This is a genomic window from uncultured Tenacibaculum sp. (genome assembly GCF_947504135.1).
Taxonomy (GTDB): Bacteria; Bacteroidota; Bacteroidia; order Flavobacteriales; family Flavobacteriaceae; genus Polaribacter.
In genome coordinates this window covers 559,365-579,656 of record NZ_CANNGG010000001.1, presented here as the reverse complement: position 1 = coordinate 579,656, position 20,292 = coordinate 559,365, and the positions used below count along the sequence as shown (strand labels likewise).

Sequence of the window (20,292 nt, the reverse complement as noted above, 5' to 3'; positions counted from 1 at the left end):
GAGGCTTTTTTTGTAACAAAACCTTAAACTACTCGTTATTAAATTATAAGCTTACCCTATGTTAAAACGATTTTTCCTTCTTTGTTCGGGGGTAGATTTAGTCTTGCTTGAAAAATGTGCCAACGGAGAGCAAAATAAATATGCGGGTATTGGTGCTACCGTTTTCTTCACTGCTTTAATGGCTACCATTGCTTCTGCCTATGCTTTATTTACAGTTTTTGACAATATTTATACAGCTATTTTCTTCGGAATTATTTGGGGACTGCTCATTTTTAATTTAGATAGATTTATTGTTTCTACCATAAAAAAAAGTGAATCTAAACGAAAAGAACTTATACAGGTGCTTCCAAGATTATTGTTAGCAATGATTATTGCTGTAGTAATTTCTAAACCTTTGGAATTAAAAATTTTTGAAAAAGAAATCAACCAAGTGTTGCTGACTGAAAAAAATCAGATGACATTAGATAACAAAACTCAAATTGCACAACAATTTACTCCTGAAATCGAGAAAATCAATGCTGAAATCACTTCTTTAAAAGAGGAAATTACCACTAAAGAAAATGAAGTAAATACACTATACGAAACCTATATTGCCGAAGCAGAAGGAAGAAAAGGCACGAAACTTATTGGCAAAGGTCCTGTTTATAAAGAAAAAAGAGACAAACACGATGCTGCTCTTGCTGAATTGAATCTGTTAAAAACTGAAAACACTAACAAGATTCAGCAGAAAGAAGCTACCATAGCCAGTTTACTGGAAAATCAGAAATTAAAAGAAACACAAACCCAACCTATTATTTCCAATTTTGATGGGTTAATGGCTCGCGTTAATGCCTTAAACAAATTACCTTGGCTACCTTCTTTCTTTATATTCTTGTTGTTTTTAGCAATCGAGACCGCCCCTATTTTTGCGAAACTTATCAGCTCAAAAAGTGAATACGATTATAAATTGGAAAACCATGAATCTCAAGTTAAAACTTGGATTCAACAACAAGTTCATCAACGAGAAGCTATTTTACACACTGATATAAACCTCAACAACAAAATATACTCTGATTTAAAAACAGAAGAAGAACTCTACAATTATAAACAAAAGATGGCTCGTAACCTTATGAAGCTACAGGCTGATTCTTTTTATAAAAATCAACAAAATATTTTATAAAGCTATTGCTATTGAGTTTTTAACCTCACCTATTGTAAAAATACTGTGAGTACTTCCAACATGTTTTAATGCAGTAATTTTATTAATCATAAACTCTCTATAAGCATCCATATCTTTCACATAAATTTTTAACACATAATCATAATCTCCACTTACATGAAAACACTCTGTTACTTCTTCTAATTTTTTAATTTCACGCTCAAAAAGAGCTATATAATCTTTGTTATGTTTCTCTAACTTTATATGACAAAAAACTAAAAATGATTTTTCTATTTTGTTTTTATTTAGCAACGCAACATACTGTTTAATGACCTTCTCTTTTTCCAACTTCTTTATTCTCTCATAAACAGCTGTTACAGAAAGGCCTAATTGCAATGATAACTGTTTTGTTGTTTGTTTACTATCTGTTTGAAGTAACCCTAATAACTTCTTATCTATATTATCTAACTTCATCTGAAAAAAAATCTATTTTATTACAACTTATCTGAACACAAACTAATAAAAAACTAAATACAAACGTAAAATTAGTGTGATTTTCTACAAAAACCGCTTTGTATTGATTTTTAAACAACTAAAACAGAACTTAGTAGTCTACTAATAATTAACTTTAATCGATATGAAATTTAAACCTGCAAACAACATACAAGATCTACAGTACTTTGGAGAATTCGGGGGTGTTAACCCTTCTATTTCTGACTCTTCAACGTATACATTTTTATCTGCAAAAACAATGTTTGATACTTTTGAAGGAAACACAGACGGTTGCTATTTATATTCTCGTCACTCTTCTCCTTCAAACTTATATTTAGCAGAAGCTCTTGCTGCTATGGAAGGAACAGAAACAGCCAATGTTGCTGCTACGGGTATGGGAGCTATTACACCAACCATTTTGCAAATTTGCGGTGCGGGCGATCATATAGTTTCTAGTAGAACTATTTATGGCGGAACCTATGCTTTTTTGAAGAATTTCACTCCTAAAATGGGAATTGAAACCTCATTTGTAGATATCACAAAACTAGACATCGTTGAAGCTGCTATTAACAAAAATACTAAAATGATTTACTGCGAAACTGTGAGCAACCCGCTTTTAGAGGTAGCAGATATCAAAGCATTAGCCACAATTGCAAAAAAACATAATTTACAGTTGGTTGTTGATAATACATTTTCTCCGTTATCAATCTCTCCAGCTCAATTAGGTGCTGATATTGTAGTGCATAGTTTAACAAAATTCATCAACGGTTCTTCTGATACTATGGGCGGCGTTGTTTGTGGAACTACAGATTTTATCAATTCACAAAAAAGCGTTATTGATGGCGCAAGTATGCTATTAGGGGCTTCTATGGACTCTATGCGAGCCGCTTCGATCTTAAAAAACATGAGAACCTTACACATACGAGTAAAGCAACACAGTAAAAACGCTAGTTATTTAGCTGAGAAATTTGAAGCCGACGGATTAAAAACTGTATATCCGGGATTGAGATCACACCCTTCACATGAAGTTTTTAAATCCATGATGAATGAAGAATACGGATTTGGAGGCATGTTAACTATTGATGCTGGTTCTTTAGAAAAAGCCAATGCTTTAATGGAGCTAATGCAAGATAGAAACTTAGGATATTTAGCAGTAAGTCTAGGTTTTTATAAAACGTTATTCTCGGCTCCAGGTACTTCAACTTCATCAGAAATTCCTTTAGAAGAGCAAAAAGAAATGGGATTAACCGATGGATTAATTCGTTTTTCAATTGGTTTAGATAACGATATAGAACGCACCTATCAAATGATGAAAGAATGTATGAAAGAGGTTGGTGTACTGTAAAAACCTCTATTTTATATTTTAAAACTTGTCATTTTAAACAGTGTAAAAAACTATTGATTTCTTTTACATTGTTTAAAGTGACATTTTTGTTTATCTATCATTTCTTTTCAATTTTTCTTAAAGAAAGTCATTAACTGATTCGATTTGTGTAATTCTATTCAAAATCGTAACATTACAAGCCGAAAAAAACTACACATGCAAGACGATAAAAACCTTTCAGAAATTAAAATTGAAGATCAAAAAATAATCCAAAATAAAGAATTGACTATTTGGGAAGCGCTGATTCCTGTTTTTGCTCTGATTGGAATGTTAGCATACAATGTATATGTTTTTGGTGATGATGCTCTAAGCGGAAGTAATCAATTTATTTTATTATTAGGTGGAGCTGTAGCGGCAATTGTAGGTTTTAAAAATAAGGTTTCTTATGAGAGAATGATAGAAGAAGTTGCCGAGAACATTAAATCTACCGCAGGAGCCATTTTAATACTCTTAATGGTAGGATCCTTGGCAGGAACATGGCTTATTAGCGGTATTATTCCTTCAATGATTTATTACGGACTTCAAATTTTAAATCCGACGATATTTTTAGTAGCATGTTTAATCATTTCTGCGGTGATTTCTATTTCAACAGGTAGTTCTTGGACAACCTCAGCTACTGTAGGTATTGCTTTAATAGGTATTGGAGAAGCTTTAGGAATTTCTTTAGGAATGACCGCAGGTGCTGTTTTATCAGGAGCTTATTTTGGTGATAAAATGTCTCCAATGTCTGATACAACCAACCTAGCCCCTGCCATGGCAGGAACTGATCTGTTTACACACATAAGGTATATGACTTATACTACTGTACCCACATTTATTGTGACTATCATATTTTTTATCATACTTGGTTTTACACAAACAACTACAGGCGATGCTAATACACAAAAAATGCTTATTGATATTAACAAAGCTTTCAATATCACACCCTGGCTATTTATAGTACCTGTATTGGTTATTATTTTAATTATTAAAAAAACACCTCCTTTAATTGCTCTTTTGGCGGGCACAATTCTAGGTGGGGTCTTTGCTTTAATCTTTCAACCACATGTAGTAGCACAAGTTGCTGGTGTTGAAAAGTTAAACTTTGAAGCTTCATATAAAGGAATAATGCAAGCTATTACTGTTGAAACTTCTGTCGCTACAGAAAATGAAGTTTTAAAAGATTTATTTACAGCAGGAGGAATGAAAAAAATGCTTGGAACTGTATGGTTAATTTTATTAGCAATGGTTTTTGGTGGAGTGATGGATGCTATTGGCGCCCTAGCTAAAATTAGTAGCTTTATGTTGAGTTTATTTGACTCTGTATTTGGTTTATTTGCTAGCACGGTTGCTACTTGTATTGGATTAAACTTTACAGCGTCTGATCAGTACTTAGCAATTGTCGTTCCAGGAAAAATGTATGCTCAAGCCTATAGAGATAAAGGTTTAGCTCCTGAAAACTTAAGTAGAACACTGGAAGACTCTGGTACAGTAACTTCTGTTTTAATTCCATGGAACACTTGTGGGGCTTATCACTCGGGGGTATTAGGAGTTCCTGTTATAGATTATGCTTTCTATGCTATGTTTAACTGGTTGAGCCCATTTACCACATTAATATATGCAGCTTTCAGAATTAAAATAAAACAACTTATATCTAAATAATACACAAAACCTCACTTTAAAAAAGTGAGGTTTTTTTTGATAAGAAAATAGTATTCCTATTAATTCTTAGACTTTAATGTTAAAAGATTTAGGATCGTAGAAACTATTAAAAGTACCCATGGAGTTCCGTGTAAAAACACATCAAACCAATCCATGAATTGCATCGCGTGCTCTCCAGAAAAAGCATTTCCTCCAGCAATCCATTGAAGCTTTCCTACAATATGAGGTGGTTTAAAAGGCGCTAAACCTAGAGTTAAACTTACTATTAAAAATAGCTTCCAATTTTGTCGTAATTTTTGTTTCATATTATTAAATAAACCAATTCCAAACCACTCCAAAACGAATTACAAAATCTCTATACGGATAGTTTGGTGCTGAAAAATAATTCTTTTTAAACGCAAAAGAACTAATATTATCTGCTTTAAAATAAATTCGAGTTCTTCTTACACGTGCATTAAAAAATAAATCAACTGTTGGGTAACCTATTTCTGTATCGTTTTGCAAAGTAAATTCTGCTAACAAAGGATTGTAAGCATTTGCTTTATATTCTGAAAAATATTTAAATGTAGCTCCTATTTGCACTAACAAAGGTTTCCCTTTAAACCATTCATCAGTATAGTAAAATGTGTTACGTGTAACAAATTCTGGAACTCTAAAAACACTATTCCCACTTGCTACTTTTTGATACATTAGAGTATTATCTAAAGCAAACTTTCCAAAAGTAAACTCTTTAGAAGCTTTCGCTTTTAAATAATTAACATCTCCTGAAAATTGTTGTGGCTGTCCATTTTCATCAAAATAGGTATAATTACTAATATTAGTAATATCTAACGAAGCATTTCCCCATTTAGAATCAAGTACACCTCCTAAACTATGAATTCCTATTTGAGAAAAATTGTTTTCCCAATTATAGTCATCATAACTACTTTGATGTAATAAGAAATTAAAATTAGGCGATTTGTTACTAATTCCTAACCTACCTTTTACGGTAAACACACTATCTTTCTTATAAAAAGCTTCTCCTGAAAATTGATTTCCTGATAAACGTCCGCTTCCCGGAGTAAGACTTCCGGAAGCATTTACGTGAAAGTTTCCTATACGTCCATTCCAATCCGCTCCAAACGAAACAGCATCTCCTATTAATTTGTTCTTAGTAATTCCAACCGTGTTGTTTTGCAAGTTTTCGTATCCGTAGCTATATGAAGTTATTCCTGTTTTAACTCGAAACTTCCCTAAAACATACTTAGAGTTAAAGTCTAAAAATAATTGATTGTTATACAGTAAATATTTCGTCTTGTTACTTATTCCGCTAGAAATATTGACGTCACCAAATACGTCAGGTGTCGCTGTTCCTTGATTGAAACGATAGAATTTAGAATCTCTCGTAAATGAATGCCCTAATTTTAAATTTGAAAAATCTCTTTGGGTTACACTATCTTTCGATGAAAGTAATTTAAAGGTATGTTCAAAATACAAACGTTTTGCATCTAAGTTGTTTTCTGCATTATTTAAAACAACATCCATCCTACCTCTGTTAGTACTAAAGTTAGGATCATCGTTTATAAAAGCAGCTAAAGATGTTTCTGTTAACCCTCCACTTTCCTGATTAAAAAAATCTTGATTTACAGCATGCCCTTTTATCGCATATTGTCCTTTAGGAGTTTCATAGCTAAAGCTTACTCTAAAATTCCCTGTACTTGCTAAAGAATTCCTGTATTTACCCAAAGAACGCAACCCCTTATAAGCTATCGCTACGTTAAATCGTTTAGAAAAATTTGTAGTAAATAATGCGTCTACAACCTGCCCTTGTTCCAAACCTGTACGATACATTATTTCAGAAGTTGGCGTAGGCACATGATAATAATTCACATCTTCAATATCAAAATAATTGAACATTTTTGCTCTAAAACCTATATCTGGAAATCGTGAGATATTCGTAAAATCGTACCCTAAATTGTTAAAAGTTTGCCCTTGATTATGAAAAGCCAATAATTCAAAATTATCCTTTCTTAAGAAATTGAACTTGTACTCTTTTTGAATTGTTAATGTGGTGTCTACAATTGTAGTATCATTCTTGTGTGATATAATCTTATAGTCAGTATACTTAGTTTTTCCACTAAGTTTTACGTTTATTTCATTATCAGGTAGTGAATCCATATTTTGATTAAGTCCTCCTCTACCTCTTCCAAAGCCTCCATCAATTGTTCTTATTTGGGCAAAAATTACCTGAACACTTATCAAACAAAAAAATACTAAGAAATTTTTCTTCATAGCAACAAAAGTAAAATAATTTAACGACAAAAATCACCATTAATTTCTTTGAAATCTGTTAATTTGTAGCATGTTGCAATTAAATTATAGCGGTTATGAATTAGAAGCAGGAACAGATGAAGCTGGTAGGGGCTGTTTATCAGGACCTGTTGTAGCTGCTGCGGTTATTTTACCTAATAATTTTCAACATGAGCTATTAAACGACTCTAAACAAATTTCAGAAAAAAAACGACAAAAACTTCGACCATATATTGAAGAGCATGCGCTTGCTTATGGAGTTTCATTTATACATCAAGAAGAGGTTGATGAACTAAACGTTTTACAAGCATCTATTACTGGAATGCATCGTTCAATAGAACAATTGTCTATTCAACCTGAATTTATTATTGTTGACGGAAACAAATTCAAACCTTTTAAAGAAACACCTCATCAAACCATTGTAAAAGGAGACGCTAAATTCATGAGTATAGCAGCTGCCTCTGTACTTGCAAAAACCTATCGTGATGAGTATATGGAGAAAATTCATCAAGAATTCCCTCAATATAACTGGCAAAAAAACAAAGGATATCCTACTAAAGAACACCGCGAAGCTATTCTTCAATTTGGTGCAACTCACTACCACCGAAAATCATTTAAATTGTTACCAGAACAATTAAAATTGAAACTTTAATTTTTCTATTTTTGTCTTCCAATTTTTTAGAAGATGATTAAAAGAACTCGTACCGAAATAAATAAGTGTATTATTCACAAAGTAGCTAACAAATACAATAGCGGACAAAATGCTTTTTCAGAAAGTTTAGTTCGTTTTGATGAAGAAAGCTACGAGTTATTACTTCCTTTTTTATTAAAACCTTTCGGGGCTGTTACGCAAAGTTATCGTTTTAGTCATCATGCTGATGTTCGCCTAAACGAAATCAATAAATATTGTTCTGATATTTTTGAAGATGATAGTAATGAGGTTTTTATTGAACATTCTAAAAACATTGTTAATCACTTATACGAGCAATCAAATTCTGCCAATATTAAAACGGGTGATGTTATTGTTGCTTATTTTGAAGGTATCGAATATAAAGATGTTTTAACCGAAGCTGTTGGGGTTTTTAAAATTGAAAGTAAAGTAGATTTCTTTCAGACCTATTTAGATGATGATAGTTTTGATGTGGTAGTTCAAAAAGGAATCTCAACAAAAAGATTGGATAAGGGTTGTTTAATTTTAAACTCTTCTGATACAGAAGGAACCGTAGTTTTATCGGTAGACAATAACCAATACGATGCGCAATACTGGATTAAAAACTTTTTAAGTGTAAAGTATGCTGATGATCGTAATTTACACACTCAGAACTATCTAGAAATGTGTAAAGAGTTTTCTGAAGAAGTTTTAAAACCTGAATTAGGAAAACAAGAGCAAAGTAACTTCTTAGCTAATACTGTTGATTATTTTAAAGAGCATGAAAGCGTAGACTATCACGGTTTCAAAGATGAAGTTTTTGAAGAAGACAAGCATAAAGATCTTTTTGAAGACTACAAACAGCACTTTGAAAAGTTAAACGATGTATTAATTCGCAATAACTTTGAAGTATCTGATGTAGTTTTAAAAAAGGAAAAAAGTAAGTTTAAAACAGAAATTAAATTAGATACCAATATTCAAATTAAAATTGATGTTGATGCTCCTGATGCTTCTGCTGAATACTTAGAACAAGGGTATGATGAAGATAAGAAAATGAAGTTTTATAAAGTGTATTATAATACTGAAAAATAAAAAAAGCTGAGTTAATTCTCAGCTTTTTTATTTTAATATTACTCCTTCTCCGCCATTTTCTTGACGTAATCGGTAATAATTACTATTTGAGTAGCCCCCACTTTACCTTCAATATATTTAGCATTTTCAGGATCTAACGAAATTCTACGCACAGCGGTTCCTTGCTTAGCTACCATACTAGAACCTTTCACCTTTAAGTCTTTAATCAATACTACATTATCCCCCGCTTGTAAAATAGCCCCGTTTACATCTCTATGAATTATTTTTTCACTCTCATCTAAATGCTCACCTGTAGCTTCAGCAAAACGTAATTCTTCATCTTCTAAATACATCATATCCAATAAGTCTTGTGACCACCCATCCTTTTTAACACGATGTAACATTCTCCAAGCTACAACTTTTACCGCTCTAAACTCACTCCACATACTATCGTTTAAACAACGCCAGTGATTAACATCTGTTTTATCTGTGTCTTCAATTTGCTCAATACAAGTGCTACAAGCCAGTAAACTACCATCTACTCCACCAGTAGAAATTGGTGGTACTTCATATATTGACAAATCGCTTTTTGATCCGCACAACTCGCATTGATTTCCGCTTCTATCTTGTAATTCTTGTAATAAACTCATTTTATTCTTTTTTTGCTTCGCAAAAGTACATTTTTAATTTATATTTAGGCTATGTTATTAGAAAGCGAACGATTAATCATACGAGATGCTCTGGTGAGTGATGCACCTTTTTATTTCGAGTTATTCAACGACCCTGATTGGATCCAATTTATTGGTGATAAAAATTTAAAATCTATTGAAGAAACAGAAGTCTATTTAAAGGGCATTTTATTTAAAAATTCAAAATTAGGTGGATTAGGTTTTTTTACGGTTCTTTTAAAAGAAACCAACAGACCTATTGGAGCATCAACGGCACTACAAAGAGACAAATTAGATTTTATTGATATTGGATATGCTTTTTTACCTGAAGGAAGAGGTAAAGGTTATGCTACTGAAGCTACAAAATTGATTATAGAATACGTTCGTACTAAATTCAAACAAGAAAAAGTATTGGCTTTAACCATGCCTAAAAATGAAAAATCTCAAAAACTGCTAAAAAACTTAGGTTTTAATTACCTAGGAATGCAACAGGTTTTTGAAAGCGGAGAAGACTGCGTGTTTGAATATGTTTTTTAGAGTCCGAAATCATCCAGACTTCTTATTTTCCCTCAAAAACAAACTTCAAAAAAACAAATTAAACAACTAATAGACAGATGTGTATATTTTAAAAACACACTTCATAATATTCTGGACGATTCTGTACTCTTATCCGTAAAATTTTACCTATTTTCACACTGCTTTAACAAAGCGTTATTAATATTTTCGCTTCGACAGCATTCCCCTACCCCTAAATATCTAATTCTTTTCAAAAAAAAGAACTGAATTTTCTTGTTGTATTACACGTAAAAATTTTACATAATTAAACAAAAGGAAATGAAAATTAATCTAAAACCCTCTCAAAAAAGGATAAAAAGAAAAGTAAGCCGCTTTTTATTCTTCCCTTTACTTTTTAAAGGAGAATTGTATTGGCTAGAAAGAGTTATTGTTAAAAGAAATTTTAACGGTAGAAATCTTCAAATAACCGATGTAATTAGAACAAAGGACTTAATTGCAAAAGAGATAAACAAAAAACACTATAAATTAAAAGTTGTAAAAGAAGCTGTTTAAATTAACAGCTTTAAATAAAAAACGGAAGGATCAATTCCTTCCGTTTTTTGTTTATTCTATAAAATTATCTTCTCTTATCCTAAATACAACTCAATTAATCCTTCAGGAGTATTCACCTCTATTACTTGATTTTCTCTATCTACTTTTTTAATAAAGTCATCAATCATAGGAATAAAAACTTCTTTTCCCTCTCTATCAATTTCAAATAAGGGTTGTGCAGAAGAATCATTAATACTTACTATGTTTCCTACCTCTCCAAAAGTAGTATCAACAACCCTAAAGCCTATTACTTCATGATAATAAAATTTATCACCTGATAATTTAGGGAGTAAGTCTAATGGTAAATAAACTTCAGAACGTAAAATAGCTTCGGCATCTGCTTCGGTATCTACATCCTCAAATTTTACTCTAAACATAGTTCCTTTACTTAGGGTAGATTTTTCAATAAAAAAAGGAATCAGATTATTGCCTAATTCGACAAAAACTGATTCCAAATTTTCGTAAAGATCGGGTTCATCAGTATCTAACTTAATAACTACCTCACCCTTAAAACTATGTTTTTTAACGATTTTGCCAAGATAAAAGCAATCTTCTTTTTGCATCATCGTAGTACAGTTTTTATTCTTCGCTATCAGCACCTGTTTCAGCAACAACATCCTCGCTATCTTCTACAGCAGGAGTTGCAGCAGCTATACGTGCTTCGTTTACAGCTTTTTCAGCCTCTAAAGCTTTTGCTTTAGCTTCTGCTTCAGCTTTTGCTAAACCTTCTGTTTTACCAGCAACTTTAGCGGCTTTTTCTTCTAACCAAGCAGTAAATTTAGCTTCTGCTTGCTCTTCAGTTAAAGCTCCTTTTTTTACTCCTCCAGCTAAGTGATTCTTTAATAAAGCTCCTTTATAAGATAAGATTGCTCTAGCAGTATCGGTTGGTTGAGCACCATTTTGTAACCACTTTACAGCTCCGTCAACATCTAAGTCGATAGTTGCAGGATTAGTATTTGGATTGTAAGTTCCGATTTTTTCTAAGAAACGACCGTCTCTTTTAGCTCTTGAATCAGCAGCTACTACCCAATAAAATGGTTTTCCTTTTTTACCGTGTCTTTGTAATCTAATTTTTACAGGCATAATTTTAATTTTTAAGGTTCGCGACCTTGGTTATTAATAAATCTTATTATCTCGTAATAAGTGGGCGCAAAATTATAAAATATTTTTCAATTAAAAGTAAAAAAACAACTTTATTACAATAAAAAAGAGCCTGTTAAACAGGCTCTTAAGAAAAATAAATTGTGAGGTATATTATAATACTCTAACGCTAACTGCGTTTAATCCTTTTTTTCCTTCTTTAAGTTCAAACTCAACAGTATCACCTTCTCTAATCTCATCGATTAAACCTGATACGTGTACAAAATGTTCTGTGTTTGATCCTGACTCTGTAATAAATCCAAAACCTTTAGATTCATTGAAGAACTTTACTGTTCCTTCTTTCATTGTAAAAAATATTATATTAAAGTACAAATGTAATCTTATTAATTGATTATCAATCACTTTTTTTATTTTTATTTTAAAATTAACCTACACTTAACATCTATTTACTGATTACAATCAGCTATTCAAGCCTTTACATTAAGTAAAAACACTCGTTAATAACTTCTCTTAATAACAATGTAAATTCTTCGTATTTTTACACTTTGTTTTATCCAAAACACTTCAAGTAATTATCTTTTGCCCATGTATTTAATTTTCGATACCGAAACTACTGGATTACCTAAAAGCTGGAATGCTCCAATAACCGATACCGATAACTGGCCCAGAGCCATACAAATTGCATGGCAATTACATGATGAGTTAGGAAATTTAATTGAACATAACGATTTCTTAATACAACCTGACGGATTCAATATTCCGTACGATGCAGAACGTATTCACGGAATTTCTACTGATTTAGCTATTGAGCAAGGAATTCAGTTGAGTGAAGGGTTAGAACTATTCAACAATGCATTACAAAAAACGAAGTTTATTGTTGGTCAAAATGTTGGTTTTGATGTCAACATTATGGGGTGTGAGTTTCATCGTTTAGGTGTTGAAAACAATTTAACAGAATTACCTGTTTTGGATACTTGTACCGAGCATACGGCACAATTATGTCAAATTCCTGGTGGTCGTGGAGGAAAGTTTAAACTTCCAACTCTTACCGAATTACACAATCATTTATTCGGAACAGGTTTTGGAGAAGCACATAACGCTACTGCCGATGTAGAATCAACTACAAGGTGTTTCTTAGAATTAATTCGTTTACGTCAGTATACAGAAGAACAGTTAGACGTTCCTTCTGATTATTTTCAACGTTATACAGAAGCAAATCCGAACCCAATACAGGTAATCGGACTTAAGCACTTAAACCTTAAAAAGGAAAGTGAAAAAATACGCAAAAGAAAGTCATCTGAAACTGAAGAAGCTAATACAATTTCTACCGCAGAAGGATTAGCAGAGCTTGAAAGTGTTAAGTTTGCCCACTTACACAACCATACACAGTATTCTGTTTTACAATCTACCATTCAAATTGGTAATATTGTAAATGCTGCTGCTAAGGACAATATGTCTGCAGTTGCCATGACCGATACTGGTAACATGATGGCTGCTTTCCATTTTGTACAGGCTGTATTAGGACACAACAAAGCAGCTGAAGCAGCTAATAAAGAAGCCTTAGAAAAAGGAGAAGAACCTACACAAAGTGTTTTAAAACCTATCGTAGGTTGTGAGTTTAATGTTTGTGAAGACCATACCAATAAAAGTCAAAAAGACAATGGATATCAAGTCGTTTTACTTGCTAAAAATAAAAAGGGATACCACAATTTAGCAAAAATGTCTTCCATTGCTTTCGTGGATGGTTTTTACTATGTTCCAAGAATCGACAAAAAAGTTATTGAGCAATACAAAGAAGATGTAATTGTATTAACAGGAAATTTATATGGTGAAGTTCCTAGTAAAATATTAAATGTAGGTGAAGCTCAAGCAGAAGAAGCTTTACTTTGGTGGAAAGAACAATTCGGAGAAGATTTATATATCGAATTGATGCGTCACGGACAAGAAGATGAAAGAGTTGTGAACGAAACTCTACTTTCATTCTCTAAAAAGCATGATATTAAAATTGTTGCTACGAACAATACTTTTTACTTAGATAAAGAAGACGCCAATGCTCACGATATTTTATTGTGTGTAAAAGATGGTGAAAAACAAGCTACTCCTAAAGGTCGAGGAAGAGGCTATCGTTATGGTTTACCTAACGACGAATACTACTTTAAATCTACTGAAGAGATGAAAAAACTCTTTGCTGATTTACCTGAGGCTATTATTAACATTCAAGAAATTGTAGATAAAATAGAACCTTTTGGCTTAGCTCGTGATGTATTATTACCTGCTTTTGATATTCCAGAAGAGTTTAGAGATGAAAAAGATCTTGAAGATGGAGGAAAAAGAGGTGAAAATAATTTTTTACGTCATTTGACCTATGAAGGAGCCAAAAAACGTTATGGAGAAATTACCGATAAAATCCGAGAACGTTTAGATTTTGAGCTGGATGTAATTGCCAAAACAGGATACCCTGGATATTTCTTAATTGTAGAAGATTTTATTCGAGAAGCACGAAACATGGATGTATCAGTAGGTCCAGGACGTGGTTCTGCAGCTGGTTCGGTAGTTGCTTATTGTTTGTGGATTACTAATATAGACCCTATCCAGTACGACTTACTTTTTGAGCGTTTCTTAAACCCTGAACGTGTATCGATGCCCGATATTGATATCGACTTTGACGATGAAGGTCGTAGCCGCGTAATGGATTATGTAATTGAAAAATATGGTGCTAATCAAGTAGCACAAATTATTACCTATGGTACCATGGCAGCTAAATCATCTGTACGTGATACCGCTCGTGTACTTGACTTACCTCTATTTGAAGCCGATAGAATTGCTAAGTTAATTCCAGGAATGAAATTGAAAAAAATCTTTTCTTTAGATGAGAAAGGATTAAAAGAAAAGCTTCGTTCTGAAGAAATAGAAATGGTAAATGAGCTAAAAGCTATTGCCAATGGTAATGGTCTGGAAGCAGAAACCATTAACAAAGCTAGAATTTTAGAAGGTTCAGTTCGTAATACTGGAATTCACGCTTGTGGGGTAATTATTACTCCTGATGATATTACCAAATTCGTACCGGTATCTGTTGCCAAAGATTCCGACATGTATGTTACCCAGTTTGACAACTCGGTAGTAGAAAGTGCAGGATTATTAAAAATGGATTTTTTGGGGTTAAAAACATTAACCCTAATCAAGGATACAGTAAAAATTGTAAAAGCACGCCATGGTGTAGAGCTTGACCCTGAAAATTTCCCTATTGATGATGAAGAAACTTATGCACTTTTCCAACGAGGAGAAACGGTAGGTATATTCCAATACGAATCTCCTGGAATGCAAAAGTATATGCGTGAGTTAAAACCTACTGTTTTTGCTGACTTAATTGCAATGAACGCCCTCTATCGTCCAGGTCCTTTAGAATATATTCCTTCTTTTATTAGAAGAAAACATGGGGATGAAGAAATTCAGTACGACCTTCCTGCCATGGAAGAATATTTAGCAGAGACCTACGGAATTACAGTATATCAGGAGCAAGTAATGTTACTTTCGCAAAAGTTAGCTGATTTTACCAAAGGTGAGGCTGATGTACTCCGTAAAGCAATGGGTAAAAAGCAAGCTGCGGTACTAGCGAAAATGAAACCTAAGTTTGTGAATCAAGCAAAGGCCAATGGTCATGATGAAAAAGCCCTAGAGAAAATTTGGAAAGATTGGGAGGCTTTCGCATCCTATGCCTTTAACAAATCGCACTCTACTTGTTATGCTTGGATTGCTTATCAAACAGCTTATTTAAAAGCCCACTACCCTGCCGAATACATGGCAGCAGTACTTTCCAACAACATGAATGACATTAAAACGGTTTCGTTTTTTATGGAGGAATGTAAACGCATGGGGTTAGAGGTACTAGGCCCTGATGTAAATGAATCGTATGCTAAATTCTCTGTAAATAAAGATGGTGCTGTTCGTTTTGGTATGGCGGCAATTAAAGGTGTAGGTGGTTCTGCTGTTAAAGCAATTATTGACGAACGCAAAGAAAATGGGCATTACACTTCTATTTTTGATGTAGCAAAACGTGTTGATTTACGTGTTGCTAACAAAAAAGCTTTTGAAGGTTTAGTATTAGCTGGTGGTTTTGATTCCTTCACAGATACTCACAGAGCGCAGTATTATGTGAAAGATGAAAAAGGACAAACTTTTTTAGAAAAGGCTATTCGCTTTGGAAATAAGTTTCAAGAAAATCAGAATTCATCTCAGGTATCTTTATTTGGAGAAGCTTCGGATGTTGATTTACCTGAACCTTTAATTCCTGAATGTGAAACTTGGGGAACTATGGAATTATTAGCTCGTGAAAAAGAAGTAGTAGGAATGTATATTTCTGCACATCCACTTGATGATTTTAAAAACGAACTAAAGTTTTGCAACGCTTCTCTAGCACATTTTAAAAACATCGCTCAATATGAAGGTTTAGGACTTTCTTTTGCTGGAATTGTTACTGATGTACAGCATCGTGTATCAAAAGCAGGTAAAGGATGGGCTGCTTTTACAATGGAAGATTATAACGATAGTTTTGAATTCCGAATTTTTGGTGAAGATTATTTAAAGTTTAAACACTTTTTGGTTCCAAATTCATTTCTATATATCAAAACTACGATCAAACCTGGTTGGACTAATAAAGAAGGTGTGAAAGGTGAACCTAGAGTTGGATTTAATGAGTTTTTACTATTACACGATATTATGGATAAAATGTGTAAAAAACTCACCATAAAAATTCCTCTACAAGAAGTAAAAGACAACACTATAAAAGAGCTACAACACTTGTTTGCTACTAACAAAGGCTCACAAAGTTTATATTTTACCATTTGGGATGCTGAAGAAAAAATAGAATTAAGCTTACCGAGTAGAACAACTAAGATTAAAGTATCTAGTGAATTTTTAAAGGCTTTAGACGAGCAATTTATTAATTACAAGTTAAATTAAAATGCTACCTAGTTATATAAACAGTATCGATTTATTAACAAATGTAGTCAATCAAAAGTTATATAAACAGCTCATAATTCAACTTAACAAAGATTTTAGTTTAACTGGAATTGATTTAACTTTTTCTGAAAATAATACTCCTTTAGAATTAAAAAAAGAACTCCAGAAATCAATTAAAGAACTTGTATTACATGATTTTAGTTCGTATACCAATCTTTTGTATCGTATTGATGTTTCTGAAAAAGACTCACAAATTACTGAATCTAACGATATTGATAGGTATATTGAAAATATTACGTTCTTAATTCTAAAAAGAATCTGGAAAAAGGTATGGTTTAAAAAGAATTTTTCCAGCTAACATTTTTAATTGAATTTATTTATTAAAAAACAATAAAACCTCCTCTACTACACTTGCTAATTCTTTTGATAATTTTGATTGCTCCCAAGGATGCTTAACATTAAACACATGGTCAGCTTCCGGAATAATTTTTAATTCATTATTAGAATTCCAATCATAAAGTTCTTTCGCTTCATTAAGTGAAACAGAAGTATCACTATCTCCATGAATAATTAAGTACGGAATCGTTAGTTTCTCTACTGCTGATTTGATATGAAGTCGGTTTTCATTGACTTTGAAATCTTCATAAAACTGGTAATAATGAGGCATTAGTTGCTTAGTTCTTCCGTTAACAACATACTTTACTCCATTTCTTTTCCATTCTTCTAAATCACCAATTGTAGCTGTTCTTTTTCCAAAGTCACTTATGCTTGCTAACGTAATAAGCTTTGAAACTCTAGAGTCTTCAGAAGCTTTGATAATAGCAATACCACCTCCACGACTATGACCTATTAAATTGATAATATCTGCATCTACATTTTTATTGCTTTTAAAATAAGATTGCACCCAACCTAAAACATCATTTAGATCATTAAGTTCTTTTGTGTAATTATTATTTCCGAAAGCTTCTAAATCTGTAAAATCAATAGGGTTATCAATAGCACCTCCGTTGTGAGAAAAATTAAACTTTACAAAACAACATCCTGCTTTGGCTATAGTTTCAGCCATTAAGTTCCAAGCACCCCAATCTTTAAAACCTTTATAACCGTGACAAAAAACAACTACTGGCTGATTGATAAATTCTTCCAAAAAAAACACATCAATCAAAATCGGTTTCTTATCAACTCTTTTTAAAACTATATTTTTTTGGATGTTCATAGGATTAATTGGTTAATTCTCTAAACAAACTCTCTAAGTTTTTATTCTCGGTATTTAGTCCTAAGATTTTAAGCCCATTTTCTTGAGCAAAATCGAAAATTACTGGACGCATATCTTCTGAAGTGTCAAAGGTTAAAACCCAGTTGTTTTCTAAGGTATTTTTAAAGGTTTTAATATTCGGTAATCGTTTGATAAACTGTTCTTCTAATTTGTAATCAAACGTTACTCGTATCACTTGTTCTGTGTCTGTTTTTAATTCGGATATCGGCTTGTCAATTACTATTTCTCCTTTATTAATAATAATAACGCGATCACAAACTGCCTCTACTTCTTGCATAATGTGCGTAGATAGCAATACTGTTTTATCTTTTCCTAACTCTTTTATTAATTCACGAATTTCAACCAGTTGATTAGGATCTAACCCCGTGGTAGGTTCATCTAAAATCAACACTTCTGGATTATGTAAAATAGCTGCTGCCAATCCTACACGTTGACGGTATCCTTTAGATAATTGATTGATTTTTTTGTGCGCTTCTACAGATAAGCCTACTTGTTCAATCACCTCTGCAACTTTTGCCTTATCAATTTTATGTAAAGATGCCTGAAATTGTAAGTATTCCTTAACATACATATCTAAATACAACGGATTATGCTCTGGTAAATACCCTATCTTTTTTTGAGCTTCGATAGGATTTGTAATTACATCTATACCACTTACCAAAACACTTCCTGCTGATGGCTGAATAAAACCTGTTAAGATTTTCATCGTAGTTGATTTTCCTGCTCCATTTGGACCCAAAAACCCAACAATTTCTCCTTTGTTTGCTTCAAAAGAAATAGTATTTACTGCTTTTTGTGTTCCGTAAGTTTTTGATATTCCTGTAAGTTGTATTGACATACTTTTAGATTGATGGATTTTTAGATAAAAGATTCAAGGTTTATTTACTTTAACCTTATATCCTTAATCTTTTCTCTTTTCGTAAGAAACGAAACTGTAATCGTATTTATTTTTCTCATCTGCTTTAAAATCTTCTCTAGCTACTTCTTTCCAAACAGTTTTATCTATCTCTGGAAAAAAAGCATCTGCTTCAAATTCGTGATGCACAATAGTAATATCCAAACGATCTACTAAGTCTTGTTCTAAAGCTTGCTTATAAATTTGAGCACCTCCTAGGATGAATGCATTATTTCCTTCCGTAAGTTCAATTGCATGTTCAATATTATTTGCTATTAAACATCCATCTTTAAAGTAATCGTTATTTCTAGTAATAATAACAGAGGTACGATTTGGTAATGGTTTACCAATACTTTCAAAAGTATTACGCCCCATTAAAATATGATGACCTGATGTAATTTGTTTAAACCTTTTTAGGTCGGCTGGTAAATGCCAAATTAAGTCGTTATCTTTTCCTAAAGCATTATTTTTTGCAATGGCAGCAATAAGTGTAATCATAAATTTTACTTTAAGGGTTTACATATTTTTAACCCATTCTTTTATATATCCTGTAAGATCAATCTTTTCGGTACTCGCTTCTTCAAAAGCCTCATTTTTGATATTATCAACCAAGGTATTAATAGCTTTTAACACATTTTCATCTTGTATATCGGCTATTTTTTCATAGAGAGCGTCCTTTAAAGTATCGATATCTGTGGTCATTTTTTATAGATTTTAGCTGGTTTCCTACAAATTTACTAAACAAACTACAAAAAATAAAGTTAAATTATACAGCTACAATTCCTTTGATATGAGGATGCGGGTTATAATCAATCAACTCAAAATCGTCAAAAGTAAAATCTTCAATATTCTTTATTTTAGGATTAATTGTCATCTTTGGCAATGGTCTTGGATCACGAGATAGTTGTAATTCCAATTGATCCAGATGGTTATTATAAATATGTGCATCTCCAAAAGTATGAATAAACTCTCCAGCTTCATAACCACAAACTTGAGCTACCATCATGGTAAACAATGCATATGATGCAATATTAAACGGAACTCCTAAAAAGATATCCGCGCTACGCTGATACAGTTGACATGATAATTTTCCATCAGCTACATAAAACTGAAAAAAAGCATGACATGGTGGAAGCGCTGCTTTCCCATTCGCTACGTTTTCTGCAAACGATTTAGAAGTATCTGGTAACACTGACGGATTCCAAGCAGAAACCAACATCCTACGGCTATTTGGATTCGTTTTTAGTGTTTCTATTACTTCTTTTAATTGATCTATTTCATCACTATTCCAATTACGCCATTGATGACCATAGACTGGACCTAAATCGCCATTTTCATCTGCCCATTCATTCCAAATACGAACACCATTTTCCTGAAGGTATTTAACATTAGTATCACCTTTTATAAACCACAATAGTTCATAAATAATCGATTTTAAATGTAGCTTCTTGGTCGTTACCATCGGAAAACCTTCACTTAAATCAAATCGCATTTGATAACCAAAAACACTCTTGGTCCCTGTTCCTGTCCTATCTCCTTTTTCGTTTCCGTTGTCTAAAACGTGTTGTACTAAATCTAAATACTGCTTCATCCTTCTCCGTTTAATCGTTAAACTTTCATGT

The 20,292-nt window shown here is 32.6% G+C and carries 21 protein-coding genes; 9 read left to right on the top strand and 12 right to left on the bottom strand.

Going from position 1 to position 20,292, the window contains the following annotated elements; genetic code table 11:
- Positions 1-58 precede the first annotated feature (58 nt).
- Positions 59-1,159, top strand: coding sequence for a DUF4407 domain-containing protein (locus Q0663_RS02730; protein ID WP_299005935.1), 1,101 nt, complete (start codon positions 59-61; stop codon positions 1,157-1,159).
- Here the strand turns inward: Q0663_RS02730 and Q0663_RS02725 are convergent.
- Positions 1,154-1,612: an Lrp/AsnC family transcriptional regulator gene (locus tag Q0663_RS02725; RefSeq protein ID WP_047790281.1), complete on the bottom strand. Its 459-nt coding sequence runs from the start codon at positions 1,610-1,612 to the stop codon at positions 1,154-1,156. The two genes, Q0663_RS02730 and Q0663_RS02725, sit on opposite strands and share 6 nt — an antisense overlap.
- 163 nt (positions 1,613-1,775) lie before the next feature.
- Between Q0663_RS02725 and Q0663_RS02720 the strand changes: the two genes are divergently transcribed.
- Both Q0663_RS02720 and nhaC read left to right on the top strand, forming a co-directional pair.
- A complete protein-coding gene (locus tag Q0663_RS02720) occupies positions 1,776-2,975 on the top strand; it encodes an aminotransferase class I/II-fold pyridoxal phosphate-dependent enzyme (protein WP_299005923.1) in 1,200 nt (399 codons plus the stop codon).
- Positions 2,976-3,170: 195 nt separating this feature from the next.
- Positions 3,171-4,655, top strand: coding sequence for a Na+/H+ antiporter NhaC (gene nhaC, locus Q0663_RS02715; protein ID WP_299005920.1), 1,485 nt, complete (start codon positions 3,171-3,173; stop codon positions 4,653-4,655).
- A 59-nt stretch (positions 4,656-4,714) separates the two neighbouring features.
- Here nhaC and Q0663_RS02710 read toward each other — a convergent pair whose 3' ends face one another.
- Positions 4,715-4,960, bottom strand: a complete 246-nt coding sequence (locus tag Q0663_RS02710) for a hypothetical protein (RefSeq protein WP_299005917.1) — start codon at positions 4,958-4,960, stop codon at positions 4,715-4,717.
- A 4-nt stretch (positions 4,961-4,964) separates the two neighbouring features.
- Complete coding sequence (locus tag Q0663_RS02705; protein WP_299005915.1) at positions 4,965-6,926, bottom strand: putative porin; 1,962 nt, start codon at positions 6,924-6,926, stop codon at positions 4,965-4,967.
- 70 nt (positions 6,927-6,996) lie between these two features.
- On the opposite strand from Q0663_RS02705, the gene Q0663_RS02700 reads away from it, so the two are divergent.
- A complete protein-coding gene (locus Q0663_RS02700) occupies positions 6,997-7,596 on the top strand; it encodes a ribonuclease HII (protein ID WP_299005913.1) in 600 nt (199 codons plus the stop codon).
- A 33-nt stretch (positions 7,597-7,629) separates the two neighbouring features.
- Complete coding sequence (locus tag Q0663_RS02695) at positions 7,630-8,685, top strand: nucleoid-associated protein (RefSeq protein WP_299005911.1); 1,056 nt, start codon at positions 7,630-7,632, stop codon at positions 8,683-8,685.
- Between the two features lie 38 nt (positions 8,686-8,723).
- Here the strand turns inward: Q0663_RS02695 and Q0663_RS02690 are convergent, their stop codons facing one another.
- Positions 8,724-9,314 (bottom strand): alkylphosphonate utilization protein, encoded by a 591-nt coding sequence (locus Q0663_RS02690; RefSeq protein ID WP_299005906.1) that lies wholly within the window; start codon positions 9,312-9,314, stop codon positions 8,724-8,726.
- Between the two features lie 51 nt (positions 9,315-9,365).
- On the opposite strand from Q0663_RS02690, the gene Q0663_RS02685 reads away from it, so the two are divergent.
- Together Q0663_RS02685 and Q0663_RS02680 are read left to right on the top strand one after the other, a co-directional pair.
- Positions 9,366-9,869, top strand: coding sequence for a GNAT family N-acetyltransferase (locus Q0663_RS02685; RefSeq protein ID WP_299005903.1), 504 nt, complete (start codon positions 9,366-9,368; stop codon positions 9,867-9,869).
- A gap of 297 nt (positions 9,870-10,166) precedes the next feature.
- Positions 10,167-10,400 carry a hypothetical protein gene (locus Q0663_RS02680; RefSeq protein ID WP_299005900.1) on the top strand — a complete coding sequence of 78 codons (234 nt, stop codon included), beginning with the start codon at positions 10,167-10,169 and terminating at the stop codon, positions 10,398-10,400.
- Positions 10,401-10,474: 74 nt separating this feature from the next.
- On the opposite strand, the gene rimM is transcribed toward Q0663_RS02680, so the two are convergent.
- The 3 genes from rimM to Q0663_RS02665 form a co-directional block, all read right to left on the bottom strand.
- Entirely contained in the window at positions 10,475-11,002 is a 528-nt protein-coding gene (rimM, locus tag Q0663_RS02675; RefSeq protein ID WP_299006331.1) for a ribosome maturation factor RimM, read from the bottom strand.
- Between the two features lie 16 nt (positions 11,003-11,018).
- Positions 11,019-11,522, bottom strand: coding sequence for a 30S ribosomal protein S16 (locus tag Q0663_RS02670; protein ID WP_299005896.1), 504 nt, complete (start codon positions 11,520-11,522; stop codon positions 11,019-11,021).
- 171 nt (positions 11,523-11,693) lie between these two features.
- Positions 11,694-11,885: a cold-shock protein gene (locus Q0663_RS02665; protein ID WP_028891302.1), complete on the bottom strand. Its 192-nt coding sequence runs from the start codon at positions 11,883-11,885 to the stop codon at positions 11,694-11,696.
- A gap of 240 nt (positions 11,886-12,125) precedes the next feature.
- Between Q0663_RS02665 and dnaE the strand changes: the two genes are divergently transcribed.
- Positions 12,126-16,499, top strand: a complete 4,374-nt coding sequence (dnaE, locus tag Q0663_RS02660) for a DNA polymerase III subunit alpha (RefSeq protein WP_299005882.1) — start codon at positions 12,126-12,128, stop codon at positions 16,497-16,499.
- Between the two features lies 1 nt (position 16,500).
- Entirely contained in the window at positions 16,501-16,857 is a 357-nt protein-coding gene (locus tag Q0663_RS02655) for a hypothetical protein (RefSeq protein WP_299005877.1), read from the top strand.
- Between the two features lie 15 nt (positions 16,858-16,872).
- Here Q0663_RS02655 and Q0663_RS02650 read toward each other — a convergent pair whose 3' ends face one another.
- From Q0663_RS02650 to Q0663_RS02630, 5 genes are all read right to left on the bottom strand, one after another.
- Entirely contained in the window at positions 16,873-17,715 is an 843-nt protein-coding gene (locus tag Q0663_RS02650; RefSeq protein WP_299005874.1) for an alpha/beta fold hydrolase, read from the bottom strand.
- A 4-nt stretch (positions 17,716-17,719) separates the two neighbouring features.
- The gene (gene gldA, locus Q0663_RS02645; RefSeq protein WP_299005871.1) at positions 17,720-18,613 is read right to left on the bottom strand and encodes a gliding motility-associated ABC transporter ATP-binding subunit GldA; all 894 of its coding nucleotides are present in this window, start codon (positions 18,611-18,613) and stop codon (positions 17,720-17,722) included.
- Positions 18,614-18,676: 63 nt separating this feature from the next.
- Positions 18,677-19,168 (bottom strand): dihydrofolate reductase, encoded by a 492-nt coding sequence (locus Q0663_RS02640; RefSeq protein ID WP_299005867.1) that lies wholly within the window; start codon positions 19,166-19,168, stop codon positions 18,677-18,679.
- Between the two features lie 18 nt (positions 19,169-19,186).
- Positions 19,187-19,372: a hypothetical protein gene (locus Q0663_RS02635; RefSeq protein WP_299005864.1), complete on the bottom strand. Its 186-nt coding sequence runs from the start codon at positions 19,370-19,372 to the stop codon at positions 19,187-19,189.
- A 64-nt stretch (positions 19,373-19,436) separates the two neighbouring features.
- A complete protein-coding gene (locus Q0663_RS02630; protein WP_299005862.1) occupies positions 19,437-20,261 on the bottom strand; it encodes a thymidylate synthase in 825 nt (274 codons plus the stop codon).
- Between the last annotated feature and the right edge of the window lie 31 nt (positions 20,262-20,292).